Origin of the sequence: Aminobacter sp. BE322 (assembly GCF_050433525.1) — a bacterium.
Taxonomy (GTDB): domain Bacteria; phylum Pseudomonadota; class Alphaproteobacteria; order Rhizobiales; family Rhizobiaceae; genus Aminobacter.
Genome location: NZ_JBNPXB010000039.1, coordinates 1 through 12,721, shown reverse-complemented (window position 1 = coordinate 12,721; position 12,721 = coordinate 1). Strand labels below are relative to the sequence as shown.

Genomic DNA, 12,721 nt, shown 5'->3' with positions numbered 1-12,721 from the left:
TTATCCTGACTCTGTGATCCTGTCTCAGAATCATGCATTGGAGGCGCCTCACCACGGCTCCGGTGAAGCTCTTCAGACGTCCGGGTCAAGCGTTCCCGCAGCGTAGCGAGGACAACGCTTGACGCGGCGGCGGCACGACAAGCTGTTCATGGGGTGCAGGCTAAGTCCTGCACCCCTGCCACGCGGCGAGCGGGAGAGCGCGAGGGGAACCCCTCGCATTCTAAACAATGAAGTTGCGCCGAAGGCGCTCCGCTTGGGTATCGTGCGTGCATTTGTATTTTACCGATCTTGACACTATTTCGCGTCCGCTTTTCCTTGATGACCTTGCAGTGAGCCTCGCGCCCGGTGCGCTCGACGCGGTCGAGCGCACCGGGCTGATTCACGGCATGCCGTTCATCCTGATGGATGACGGCAGCTACGATCTCGCTCTCAACCGGTTCTTTCGTGCCTGTCCTGCTATGGGAGCGCGATCGCCGAACACGTGGCGCTCCTACGCCCGCGACATTCTCGTCTGGGCGCGCTTTCTTGTCGAACGGCGCGGCGGCAAGACGGTCTGGCAGGCCGGCCGCGACGATGTCCTGGCCTTTCACCGGGCGCGTCGGCTGTCGGCAGCTCCCTACCGCATCTCGGCTGCGAGCTGGAACCGGAGCGTTGCCGCGCTCGACAAGCTCTATCGCTGGGCTGTCGAGGAAGGAATCATTGCGATCTCGCCCTTCAGCTACGGCGCCACCCTTCGCAGGGCCGGCGGTAGCCGCGCAGTGCTCGCTGTGACGACGAACCGTGCCCGCGAGCGCGCCGCGCGGCGCCACGATACCCGTTACATCGATCTTGGCCGCTACCTGCTGTTCCGCGAGGTGGGATTGCGCGGCCGGCTTCCCGACGGCTCGGAGGACGCGACGTGGCGCGGCCGCAACGGCGAGCGCAATGCGTTGTTTGCCGAGCTTCTCGTCACGACCGGCCTGCGGCTGACAGAGGCCGGCAGTCTGCTGCTGAGTGAGCTGCCGCGCCTGACCGATCCCGAATCGCGCTCGGTGCCGTTCGATCTCCCCGGTCCGATCGCCAAGGGCGGACGACCACGGCGCATCCGCGTTCCCCGCCGGGTACTGAGATTGATCGGCGACTATGTCGATCTCGAGCGCACGGTCTCTGCCGCGCGCTCAGAGCCTTCGGTGTCCGATCCGCTCTGGCTGATGCTGGAGGACGGGAAGGCAACAGACGCGGCGGGCAAGCGTGTCCGGCTCGACCGTCTGACGCTGGGCGAACGCCGCCGCGTGCTGGTCGGCACGCCCGGCCAGGCGCAGCATGCCTTGCTCTGGCTGACTGAAGGCGGCAAGCCCGTGCCCTCGGCGACTTGGGAAGCTGCCTTTCGGCGGGCCTGCACCCGCTGCCGCCGTTTCGGCATCGAGGTCGAGGTGACGCCACACACGCTGCGGCACACCTTCGCCGTCAACATGCTCTCCATGCTGATCCGCGAGCAGATCGGATCCGTGTTCGATCCGCAGGACCAGCACGGCGCAGCCTATCGGCGGATTCTCGGCGATCCTCTGCAGAAGCTCCAGCACCTGCTGGGGCATGCGAGTATCACCAGCACCTACATCTATCTCGACAGCCTCGCCGAGGCGCAGGAGCTGGTCGAGGCCGCCGCGGATCGCTGGGCCGAAGACACGGCTGGCGGCGCGGCATGACCGCCGCGGCGGCTCCATCGGTGCGGCGGCCGGGTCGCCGCGCCCTCTTTCCCGAGGCGCTGCCCGATCCCGAGGGCGAGGCCGCCGCTGCGATCGCATCGCTGCGCTTTACCGTCACGCTGGCGGATCGCAGCAAGACGATCGACCTGACGATGCTCGCCGGCCGCAAGGCATTGGCGCGGACCTTTGCCGGCGCGCTCTGGCGCGCCTGCCAGGTCGGTGGTCCGGCCGGCTCGATCTCGACGGCCTACGCCTATGCCAATGCGCTCAAGACATTTTGGCGCTATCTCGATTCCGCCGGATCGCACGTCGCCCGTCTCTCCGACGTCAGTGCCGTCTGCATCGACGGCTTCGATTCCTGGATGGAGGGGAGCGGCCTGCATCCCAATCACCGCCTGCACCGCATGAGCAAGGTGCTCAACCTGCTGCGGCTTGCCGAGGCCGCGGAGCCCAGCCACCTGCCGCCCGATGCCTCACGCCGGCTGATGTACACGAGCGATCGGCCCGGCGTGCGCGCCAGGCCGCGCGATGCCTATGGCGATGATGTCGCCGCGGCATTGCGGAAGGCGGCGCGCACCGATCTCGCCGCCATCATCCGCCGCTTGGGCGAGGCCGATCGTATTCCGGCGGTCGAGGATTCCGATCGGAGCAAGGCGCTGGCAGCAACCCACAAACAGGTAATGGAAGTGATCGACGCGGAAGGCGTCATCGGGCACAGGCACCCTCTCTTCAAGCGACTCTACACGCTCCGCCGCGAGAGTGGCCTGCCGAACGATCGCCTGATCCACGATCTGCATGGCCGCCGGCATCTCATCGCCGCCGATCTCGTGCCGCTCATCGTGCTTATCTCGCTCGACACCGGCATGGAGATCGAAGCGATCAAGGGCTTGCGAGCGGACTGCCTGAAGAACCCGGCGGGCGGCTATGTCGAGATCGAGTATTGCAAGCGTCGGGCGCGCGGCGCCGAGTGGAAGCGGCTGCGTGTGCGCGACGGCGGTTCCTCGACGCCGGGCGGCTTGATCCGCAAGGCGCTGCAGTGGACCGGTCCGGCGAGAAGCCGGCTCGGCGCCGACACGCTCTGGGCGCACTGTGCCTGGGGCCGCCTGACCCCTCGGGTGCTCAGCATGAAGGAGCTCGCGGCTTCATGGACGCGCCGGCACGGCATCCTTGATGAGCGGGGCCAACGCCTTCGCCTCAATCTGACGCGCCTGCGCAAGACGCATAAGGCGGCATGGTACCGGCGCACGGGCGGCCAGCTCGACCGCTTCGCCGTCGGCCACACTGTCGCGGTCGCGGCCGACCACTACGCCGACATTCCCGCGCTTCGTCATCTGCACGAGGCGACAATTGCCGACGCCATGACCGATGCGCTCGACGCCGCGTTCCCCCCCTGTGTCCTGTCGTCGGAGGAGGAAGCGGCCGTCCAGACCGATCCCGACAAGGCGACCGGCCTTCCCGTTGTCGGCGCCGCCGCGGTCAAGGCGCTGTTCGGCGGCGAGCAGGACGTCTGGCTCGCCAGTTGCGGCGGCTTCTACAACAGCCCGTTCGGCTCGGAGGGAGAGGCCTGTCCGTCCCCCTTCTGGGGGTGTCTCGAATGCAGCAATGCCGTGGTCACCGCCCGCAAGGTGCCCGCGCTCCTGGCCTTCCTCAACTTCATCCGGGCGCAGCGGCAGGTGCTGAGCGAAGCCGACTGGATCGCCAAGTTCGGCCGGGTTCACGGACGCATCGCCGAACAGATTCTGCCCCGGTTCGCCGACGCCGAGATCGAGGAAGCCCGTCGGATTGGGTCATCGGACCCCGCGCTCCTCTACCTGCCGCCCGAAGCGAGAGCGCCATGATGCCGGCACCGATCAAGCTGCCGCAGCACGCGTCGCTGCCTTCGGCCATTTATGGCAACGACGAGCCCGTGCTTGCCGGCGTGGCGGTCAGGGACGATGCCGACCGCACGCGACTTCCGCGCTTCGGTGACGATCTTTGGGACCTGGGCGCCGCCATTTTCCGGGTGAACGCCCGCTACAGCAATTACCGGCTGAACCTCGCCCGCATCGCCGATCCCGTCACGCGGCGGCTGGCGAAGGAGTACGTGATCGCCCGCCTGCGCATCCATGTGCCGGGATATCGGGCGCCCTGCGGCGCGACCTCGGCGATCCGCCTGCTGCGCTACATCCAGCATTTCGCCGCGTTCCTCCGCGCAAGGACTGGCGCCGTCGATCTCAGCCGGATCGATCAGGCGCTGCTCGACGCCTATCTGGCGTATGCCCGTGACGGCGGACGGCGAACGCCTCACGAGACGGTGAAGTATGTCGAGGTGCCGATCGACCTGCATCACCTGGCGCCATGGCTAACCGGCGGCGGCATCGGTTTCCTGCCGTGGCGTGGACGTGCGGCGCACCGCGTTGCCGGCCGGCCGCCAGCGCCCGCCGAGAACGCCACGCCGCGCATTCCCGAGCCGGTCATCGGCGCCATGCTGCGCTGGGCGCTCAAGTATGTCGAGGTCTATGCGCCCGATATCCTCGCGGCGCGGGCCGAGCTTGACGCTCTCGAAGCCCGCTGCGCCCGATTGATGGCGCGGGACGCGCGGGCCGGACGGGCCGTGGCCAAGAACTATCGCGCCCGCGTGGCCAAGTGGCTCGACGTGCGCCGGGCCATGGGCCGAGGCGTGCCGATCTGGGAGCACGCGCCCAATGTGGCCCGCCGCATCGACCCGCTCACCGGCGAAGAGACCCCGCCCTACAATCTCCATCTGATGCGCCTTCACGCCGGCGCTCCGCAGAGCGGCCGCATCAGCCAGTCCGAGCCGACTGCACGACTGATCGAGAAGGCAGCCGCCGAGCTCGGAACCGAGATCGGCGGGCTCGATACGCCGATCTCGATCGATCCGGACACCGGACTGCCATGGCGCGAGCGCTTCGACGGCCTCAGCCTCGCCCGCGAAGAACGGATGTTGCAGGGCGCCTGCTATCTCGTCTGCGCCTACCTCACCGGCATGCGCGACAGCGAGGTGCAGGCGATGCAGCCGGGTTGCGTGTCGCCGGTGCGCAGCGCCGACGGCCTGGTCGAGCGGTACCGGCTGCGCAGCACGGTGTACAAGCGCCATGGCGCGCGCGGCGTCACGGCCGACTGGATCACGATCGAGCCCGTCGCTCGCGCCGTCGCGGTGATGGAGGTTCTCTCGGCACGCAATCGCCGAGAGAAGGAACTGTCATCCTTGTGGGTGGCGCTGAAGGACTGGCCCTGGAGCAACGATCATCTCGGGATGGGTGCAACGCCGACACTCAACCTTTTCCGCGAGGGCCTCGACACGCGCTCGGAGGCCGCGCCGGCGATTCCGCGCATCGGCGACGAGCCTTGGAAGTTTACGACCCGGCAGCTCCGACGCACGATCGCCTGGTACATCGCCAACCGGCCGTTCGGCACGGTCGCCGGCAAGATCCAGTACAAGCACGCCTCGGTCGCCATGTTCGAAGGCTATGCCGGATCGGCGCAGGCCGACTTCCGCTTGGCGATCGAGCGCGAACGTGCACTCGGCCAGCTCGACGACATTGTCGCCCATTACGAGGCCTATCTTCGCCGTGAAGGCCCGGCGGGACCGGGTGCTGCGCGACTGCGACGCGAGTTCGGCCGCGTGCAGGAGGAACTTGGCGATCTTCCCGGCCGGATCTTGGACCGCAAGCGGCTGCGCACCATGGTTGCCCATCTCGGGCGGACCCTGCATGTCGGTTTCCTCAACGACTGCCTGTTCGATGCAGCGACCGCGCTCTGCCTCACCGGCGCGCCAGATGCCGAGCGGACGGCGCCGGCCCTATCGCGCTGCAGCCCCGACCGGTGCCCGAACGCCTGCCTGACCGCCCGGCACCGCGAACCGTGGCAGGCCTCGATCGTCGAGGGCGAAGCGCTTCTGGCCGACCGGCGTCTATCGCCGCTGCAGCGCACGGCGATCCTGCGGGACAACGAGCGCAAGTGCCGGCTGATCGCGCCTCTCATGGACGGTGACGCATGACCGCGCTCGGGCCGAAGAGCCAAGCGGCGCTAAGGGCTGCCATGAAGCGGTTGCTCGACGGCCGCCCTGAACGCACCGACGGGGCGCTGACCGTCGCCAACCTGGCGCGCGAGGCCGGCGTCAGCCGAGCGACGGCGAACCGGGCCGGCGATCTTCTCGCCGAGCTCCGCGCGGCCGAAGCCCGCCTGCGGCGATCGTCGCCCAGGGCCCTCAAGGAACGCATCCATGCTCTGGAAGCGGAACTACGCGCCGTGCGTGGTGCCGAGATGGCGGAGCTGCGGGCGCTCACCCGGACGCTCGCGCAGCACATCCAGATGCTGACGTTGCAGCTCGCCGAGCGAGATGCCGTCATCGAAGGTCTGCGAGCGGAGCTGTCTCGATCCGTGGACGCCAGGGTCGTCCCGTTGCGGCGTCCGCCTCTGGACGGCACCGGCTGACAGCCGCGCTTCATCCTGACCGGTCCAGGCGCCGCTCGCCGGTCATGGCTGCCTCCCGTGCTCGCCCGTCGAGGCAGGGCTCGGGTTGTGGCAGACGCTGCCGGCCCATCAACCCTGTTCCGCACCAGCACCGAGAACAGGGTGTGACGGCCCGGCTTCCCGCGTCTGCCCCTGCCGCCTCGCCCTCGACGGAGAGGGCGAACACAGGAGGCAGCCATGACCACCGATCGCACACCCCAGCCCCGGAACGACATCTACGAGCGTGTCACCAGCCAGATCATCGCCGCCATCGAGGCCGGCGCCGACCAGTACCGGATGCCCTGGCACCACGACGGATCGGCCATCACTACGCCCGTCAACGTCGCCTCGCGCAAGGCCTATCGTGGCGTCAACGTCATCGCACTCTGGGCCGCCGCGCACGCCGCCGGCTTTCCCGCCGGCATCTGGGGCACCTATCGCCAGTGGCAGGCGCTCGGCGCCCAGGTCCGCAAGGGCGAGCGCGGGCACCTCGTCGTGTTCTGGAAGACCGTCGATCGCCACGGCAAGGCAGACGTACAGGACGGCGACGAGGATCGCGACGAGCCCGCCCGGCGCATGTTCGCCCGCGGCTACACGGTCTTCAACTGCGCGCAGGTCGACGGCTACACGCCGCCCGAGATACCGGTGCTACCCGAGGCCGAGCGCATCGAGCGGGCCGAACGGTTCTGCGCAGCGCTCGGCATCGACATCCGCCACGGCGGATCGCAGGCCTGTTACCGCCCATCCACCGACCACGTGCAGATGCCCGACTTCGCCTGCTTCCGCGATGCCGCAGCCTATTACGCCGTGCTGCTCCACGAATGCGGGCACGCCTCCGGCGCCAGGCATCGCCTCGACCGTGATCTCTCCGGACGGTTCGGCTCGGCCGCCTATGCTATGGAGGAATGCACGGTCGAGCTCCTGAGCGCCATGATCTGCGCCGACCTCCATCTCAGCGTCGAGCCGCGGCCCGACCACGCCAGCTATATCGCCTCCTGGCTCGAGGTGCTTCGCTCCGACAAGCGCGCGATCTTCACCGCCGCAGCCAAGGCGCAGCAGATCGCCGACTGGCTGCACGCCCAGCAGGGCAACGCTTGCCGGAACGACGTCAGGGGCGCCGCATAGGCGCTCCTCGACCCGATCAGTTGACAGTTCGCTCCCGGAACAGCGCCTCAATCAGCGGACATTCCGGCCGCGTGCCGTCGGCGCATTGCGCGACGACGTCCTTGAGCACCCGCTCCATGCGCTTCAGGTCAGCGATCTTCGCCCGCACATCGTCGAGATGCGCGGCGGCGACCGCGCTTGCCTCGGCGCAGGGCTGGTCGCGTTCGTCGACCAGGCGCAACAGCTCGCGGATTTCGTCGAGTGAGAAGCCGAGCTCGCGTGCCCGCAGCACAAAGCGAAGGCGCCGCTCGTGCGTCGTGTCGTAGCTGCGGTAGCCGGCCGCCGTGCGCGGTGGCTCGGGCAGGAGCCCGACCTTCTCGTAGTAGCGCACAGTCTCCAGATTGCTGCCCGTCCGCCGGGCGAGCTCAGCCCGCTGCAGGCCCTTCACGCCAGCGTGATCGCGCATCGCAAAAATCCCTCTTGACCCTGTAGTTGCTACAGACCGCATGGTACTGCGCAATGAGGATTTCGGCAAGGAAAGCGAGATCGGACATGGATATATCGCGACCCAGCACGGCGGGCATGACGTCCGCCACGACCGACGTGCTCGCGTCGGACCGAGCCGAAGTCGGACGGCAGCGCCTGGTCGCCGTCGGCGGCATTCTCGGCGCGCTTGCCGCCTCCTCGTGCTGCATCGTCCCGCTCATCCTGTTTAGCCTAGGCATTGGTGGCGCCTGGATCGGCAATCTGACGGCGCTCGCGCCCTACAAGCCGCTCTTCGTCGCCGGGACGACGGGCGTTCTCGGCTACGGCTTCTATCTCGTCTACTGGAAGCCGAGGCGGGCCTGCGCCGAGGATGCTGCCTGCGCGCGCCCGATCCCCAGCCGCATTGTCCAGATCGCGCTCTGGTTTGCGACGGTGCTCGTCGCGGCCGCCTTCGCATTCGACTACGTCGCCCCGCTGCTGCTTTCCGCCTGACACCAAGAGGAGACCCGTCCCATGAAGAAGAGTTTGAGTGCTCTTGCTTTGATCATGTCGGTGATGACCGCGCCTGCCGTGTTCGCTACCGAACGCACAGTCACCTTCGCCATCGACAACATGACCTGCGCCTCCTGCCCCTACATCGTGAAGACCTCGATGGCGGCGGTCCCCGGGGTCTCGACGGTGGCCGTCTCGTTCGAAGCCAAGACCGCGACCGTGACCTTCGACGACGCGCAGACGACCCCGGATGCCATCGCGGCCGCCAGCATGAATGCCGGCTATCCGGCCCGCCCGACGCAGGAGCAAGGCAGTTGACATGCATGACCGCGCCCTGATCCGCACCGGCGCCGCAGGCGCCATTGTCGTTGCGATCTGCTGCGCGGCGCCACTCCTTGCCGTGCCCCCGCCGCTGGCCGGCCTCGGCGCGTGGTTGACGGGTTCGGGTCTGGTCGTGCTTTCCCTGATCGCCGCGGGCCTCGGGCTTGTCGCCTGCGGCATCCATCATCGCCGTGCAAAGGTCGTCTGTTCCAACACGAAGATTCTGAATGAAGGCCTGAAGCCATGAACGATTGCTGCACATCCTCCGCGTCCCGCGACAAGGCGACGGTTTCTACATCCGCAACGGTGCCGAGCTTGGCCGTGCGGCCGGGTGTGACGTTTCCGGACTGGTCGGTGGTTTCGTCACCCGTGGTGAAGGAGGCCCTGCTGGCCATGGTCGGCTCCGACCATGTGCTCAACCGCTGGAGCGGCTACGAGGCGGCCACGGATCGCGTGCGCGTTGCGTTGCTACAGCTCTACGCCGAACACGGGCGAGCCCCGACCCCAAGCGCGCTTGCCAAGCGTGCGGGGCTGAGCGAGGAAGCCGTCCGTGCGCTGCTCGAAGAGCTCCGCCGTCGCGACCTCGTCGTACTCGATGGCGACATGATTGTCGGCGCGTATCCCTTCACCGACCGCGACACCGGCCACCGGGTCACACTGGACGGACGCACTCTTACTGCGATGTGCGCGGTCGACGCGCTCGGCATCGGCGCTATGACCGACCAAGACATCTCGATCGTCTCGCGCTGCCGCCACTGCGGCGCGCCGGTCCGGATCACCACGCAGGAACGGGGCCGGGCTCTGGCCGACGTTGAGCCGACGACGGCCGTCGTATGGCTCAGCGTCCATTACGAAGGCGGATGCGCTGCGAACTCGCTGTGCACTGCAACATCCTTCTTCTGTTCCGACGATCACCTCGCCGCGTGGCGCCGGCAGCGTCCTGCAGACGAGCCGGGATTCCGGCTGTCGATCGAGGAAGCTCTCGAAGCAGGTCGGGCGATCTTCGGGCCCAGCCTTGCCGGAATCGGCACAATCGCCGGCCACGGCAACAACGCGGCCGAGACACAAGGTGAGCCTCAATCGTCGGGCGATACGGCATCGCCGGACAGGCCCGTGACGCATCGGCGCCTTGGCACGAATGGCCGCAACAATGGTTCCTACGACCTTGCCATCATCGGCGCCGGCTCGGCCGGCTTCTCGGCCGCGATCACGGCAGCCGATCAGGGCGCCCAGGTGGCCCTCATCGGCAGCGGCACCATCGGCGGCACCTGCGTCAATATCGGTTGCGTGCCGTCGAAGACGCTGATCCGCGCCGCCGAGACGCTCCACAATGCCCGAGCCGCGGCACGTTTCGCCGGCATCACGGCCGAGGCCGAACTGACCGACTGGGGCGGAACCGTCCGTCAGAAGGACGCGCTGGTTTCGGAGCTACGTCAGGCCAAGTACGCCGACCTGCTCCCGGCTTACAACGGCATCGCCTATCGCGAAGGGCCGGCGCGCATCGTGGACGGCGGCGTCCAGGTGGACGGCACGTTTGTCTCAGCCGGCAAGATCATCATCGCGACCGGCGCGCGACCGGCCGTCCCTGTCATCCCAGGCATCGAGACCGTGCCATACCTGACGAGCACGACGGCGCTTGATCTCGAGGCGCTGCCCCGATCTCTGCTCGTGATCGGCGGCGGCTATATCGGGGCCGAACTCGCCCAGATGTTCGCCCGCGCCGGCGTCGAGGTGACGCTGGTGTGCCGCTCGCGTCTCCTTCCGGAGGCCGAACCCGAGATCGGCACGGCGCTGACGGGGTATTTCATGGACGAGAGCATCGCGGTGATTTCCGGCATCACGTACCGGACGATCCGCAAGACCGCGGACGGTGTTGCACTCACTGTCCATCGCGACGGCAAGGACGTCACGATCGACGCCGATCAGGTGCTCGTGGCGACGGGCCGCGCGCCCAATATCGAAGGTCTCGGGCTCGCCGAGCATGGGATCGCTCTCTCGCCGAAGGGCGGCATCTTCGTCGATGACCGCATGCGCACGACAAGATCGGGCGTGTACGCTGCCGGCGACGTCACCGGTCACGATCAGTTCGTCTACATGGCCGCCTACGGTGCCAAGCTCGCGGCGAAGAACGCCCTCAACGGCGACAGCCTGCGCTACGACAACAGTGCCATGCCGGCCATCGTCTTCACCGATCCGCAGGTGGCGAGCGTCGGGCTGACAGAGGCGGCTGCGCGGACCGCCGGCCACGCCGTCCGTGTCTCCACGATCGGTCTCGACCAGGTGCCGCGCGCGATTGCCGCCCGAGACACACGCGGGCTCATCAAGCTCGTCGCCGACGCTGGCAGCGGCCGGCTGCTCGGGGCGCATATCCTCGCACCGGAGGGAGCCGACAGCATCCAGACGGCGGCCCTGGCAATCCGGCACGGCCTCACCGTCGACGACCTCGCGGATACGCTCTTTCCGTATCTCACCACCGTTGAGGGCCTGAAGCTCGCGGCTCTTGCCTTCGACAAGGACGTGGCGAAGCTCTCATGCTGCGCCGGCTGAGCCGTGAAGGCTCGGATGTCGAACGTGACAATGTTGGAGGAGATCTAGTGGCGAAGAGATATGACCTTGCGATCATCGGCACGGGAACGGCTGCGATCGTAACAGCACACAGGGTTCGTGCGGCTGGCTGGAGCGTCGCCGTCGCGGACTTCCGGCCCTTCGGGGGCACCTGCGCCTTGCGCGGTTGCGATCCGAAGAAGATGATGGTCGGCGGCGCCGAGGCGGCTGATCACGCCTGGCGCATGAGCGGACGTGGAATCGAAGGGGACGCGACGCTCGATTGGACGGGACTGATGGCCTTCAAGCGCAGCTTCACCGATCCGGTACCGCAGAAGCGTGAGAAAGCCTTTGCCGACAAAGGGATTCACGCCTTCCACGGTCACGTTCGCTTTATCGGCCCGAATGCGCTCGAGTTCGGAGGAGAGAGGATCGAGGCGGACCGTATCGTGATCGCCGCCGGCGCCGAGGCCGTGCCGCTCGGCATTCCGGGCGAGCAGCACCTGATCACCAATGAAGGCTTCCTGGAACTGGAGAGCCTGCCTGAACGCATCGTCCTTGTCGGCGGCGGTTATATCGCGGCCGAGTTTTCGCACATCGCGGCGCGCGCCGGAGCACAGGTCACAATTCTTCAGCACGGGAAGCGAATGCTCAAGCAATTCGACCCCGATCTCGTCGGCTGGCTGATGGACAAGTTCAGCGAGCGCGGCATCAATGTCCGCACACAGGCAGGGGTGACCGCCATTGAGAAGGTATCAGACGGCTATCGCGTCCGGGCGGACTGTCCTGACGGCGAACTCGATATGGACGCAGATCTGGTCGTCCATGCCGCGGGTCGGGCGCCGGCGCTCGCGACGCTCGATCTCGATGCCGGGAGCGTAAAGCACCATAACGGGCGGCTGGCGTTGAACGGATTTTTGCAAAGCGTCTCCAACCCCGCGGTCTACGCAGCAGGTGATGCCGCCGGCCTAGGACCGCCGCTCACTCCGGTATCAAGCCATGACGCGAAGGTAGTCTCGGCGAACCTGCTCAACGGCAACACGGTCAGGCCTGAATACACAGGCGTTCCGAGTGTCGCCTTCACCATCCCGCCGATCGCAGCCGTCGGCATGAGCGAAGCCAAGGCGCGTGAGAAAGGCCTGAACGTTCGCGTAAAGACCGAGCGCGTGGACGGCTGGTTCACCGCACGCCAGCAGGCCGAGACGGTGTATGGCTTCAAAACGTTGGTCGACGCGGACACTGACCGCATCCTCGGCGCCCATCTTGTCGGTCCGCACGCTGACGAAGTGATCAACATCTTTGCACTGGCGATCAGGCAAGGGCTGACGGCAGAGCAGTTGAAGACCACCATGTTCGCATATCCCAGCGGCGCGTCAGATATCGGCGAGATGCTTTGAGCGTAAGTGAGGTGGTCGACCGGTACGGCCGCGGAGCAGTCTGCACGAAAGAAATCCCTTCACCAGTCGCATTCGGTTCGCTGAGCAGTCGTAAAAACCACGAACCGCAATGCGAAGAGCAGCCCTCCAGATACTCCCGAGTGTCTCACCCGTTCTAAAACCGCGCAACGCCGCCAGATCGGCTGGTTTCGGCTGATGAAAGTCCGCTGAGACAGCTTGACTGTTCAGATAAGTCGC

At 67.1% G+C, this 12,721-nt stretch carries 11 protein-coding genes; 10 read left to right on the top strand and 1 reads right to left on the bottom strand.

Annotation, left to right across the window (positions count from 1 at the left end; genetic code table 11):
- The first annotated feature begins 227 nt into the window (after nucleotides 1-227).
- The 5 genes from J2X50_RS24700 (at nucleotide 228) to J2X50_RS24680 (ending at nucleotide 7,265) form a co-directional block, all read left to right on the top strand.
- The gene (locus J2X50_RS24700; protein WP_049775853.1) at nucleotides 228-1,685 is read left to right on the top strand and encodes a tyrosine-type recombinase/integrase; all 1,458 of its coding nucleotides are present in this window, start codon (nucleotides 228-230) and stop codon (nucleotides 1,683-1,685) included.
- Nucleotides 1,682-3,523, top strand: coding sequence for a hypothetical protein (locus J2X50_RS24695; RefSeq protein WP_012112822.1), 1,842 nt, complete (start codon nucleotides 1,682-1,684; stop codon nucleotides 3,521-3,523). The genes J2X50_RS24700 and J2X50_RS24695 overlap by 4 nt, the downstream gene beginning before the upstream one ends.
- Nucleotides 3,520-5,685 (top strand): hypothetical protein, encoded by a 2,166-nt coding sequence (locus tag J2X50_RS24690; RefSeq protein ID WP_012112821.1) that lies wholly within the window; start codon nucleotides 3,520-3,522, stop codon nucleotides 5,683-5,685. The genes J2X50_RS24695 and J2X50_RS24690 overlap by 4 nt, the downstream gene beginning before the upstream one ends.
- Nucleotides 5,682-6,122 carry a hypothetical protein gene (locus J2X50_RS24685; RefSeq protein WP_012112820.1) on the top strand — a complete coding sequence of 147 codons (441 nt, stop codon included), beginning with the start codon at nucleotides 5,682-5,684 and terminating at the stop codon, nucleotides 6,120-6,122. The genes J2X50_RS24690 and J2X50_RS24685 overlap by 4 nt, the downstream gene beginning before the upstream one ends.
- Nucleotides 6,123-6,338: 216 nt before the next feature.
- Entirely contained in the window at nucleotides 6,339-7,265 is a 927-nt protein-coding gene (locus tag J2X50_RS24680; protein WP_012112819.1) for an ArdC family protein, read from the top strand.
- 16 nt (nucleotides 7,266-7,281) lie between these two features.
- On the opposite strand, the gene J2X50_RS24675 is transcribed toward J2X50_RS24680, so the two are convergent.
- Nucleotides 7,282-7,710 (bottom strand): MerR family transcriptional regulator, encoded by a 429-nt coding sequence (locus J2X50_RS24675; protein WP_012112818.1) that lies wholly within the window; start codon nucleotides 7,708-7,710, stop codon nucleotides 7,282-7,284.
- 86 nt (nucleotides 7,711-7,796) lie between these two features.
- Between J2X50_RS24675 and J2X50_RS24670 the strand changes: the two genes are divergently transcribed.
- Genes J2X50_RS24670 through J2X50_RS24650 form a run of 5 tightly spaced genes read left to right on the top strand, consistent with a single transcriptional unit; the run spans nucleotide 7,797 to nucleotide 12,484 of the window.
- The gene (locus tag J2X50_RS24670; protein WP_039194744.1) at nucleotides 7,797-8,222 is read left to right on the top strand and encodes a mercuric transporter MerT family protein; all 426 of its coding nucleotides are present in this window, start codon (nucleotides 7,797-7,799) and stop codon (nucleotides 8,220-8,222) included.
- A gap of 21 nt (nucleotides 8,223-8,243) precedes the next feature.
- Nucleotides 8,244-8,540, top strand: coding sequence for a heavy-metal-associated domain-containing protein (locus J2X50_RS24665; protein WP_012112816.1), 297 nt, complete (start codon nucleotides 8,244-8,246; stop codon nucleotides 8,538-8,540).
- Nucleotide 8,541: 1 nt separating this feature from the next.
- A complete protein-coding gene (locus J2X50_RS24660) occupies nucleotides 8,542-8,790 on the top strand; it encodes a hypothetical protein (protein ID WP_036742955.1) in 249 nt (82 codons plus the stop codon).
- Entirely contained in the window at nucleotides 8,787-11,090 is a 2,304-nt protein-coding gene (gene merBA / locus J2X50_RS24655; RefSeq protein WP_012112815.1) for a bifunctional organomercurial lyase/mercury(II) reductase MerBA, read from the top strand. Before J2X50_RS24660 ends, merBA begins: the two co-directional genes overlap by 4 nt.
- A complete protein-coding gene (locus J2X50_RS24650; protein WP_246670937.1) occupies nucleotides 11,075-12,484 on the top strand; it encodes a dihydrolipoyl dehydrogenase family protein in 1,410 nt (469 codons plus the stop codon). Before merBA ends, J2X50_RS24650 begins: the two co-directional genes overlap by 16 nt.
- Nucleotides 12,485-12,721 lie beyond the last annotated feature (237 nt).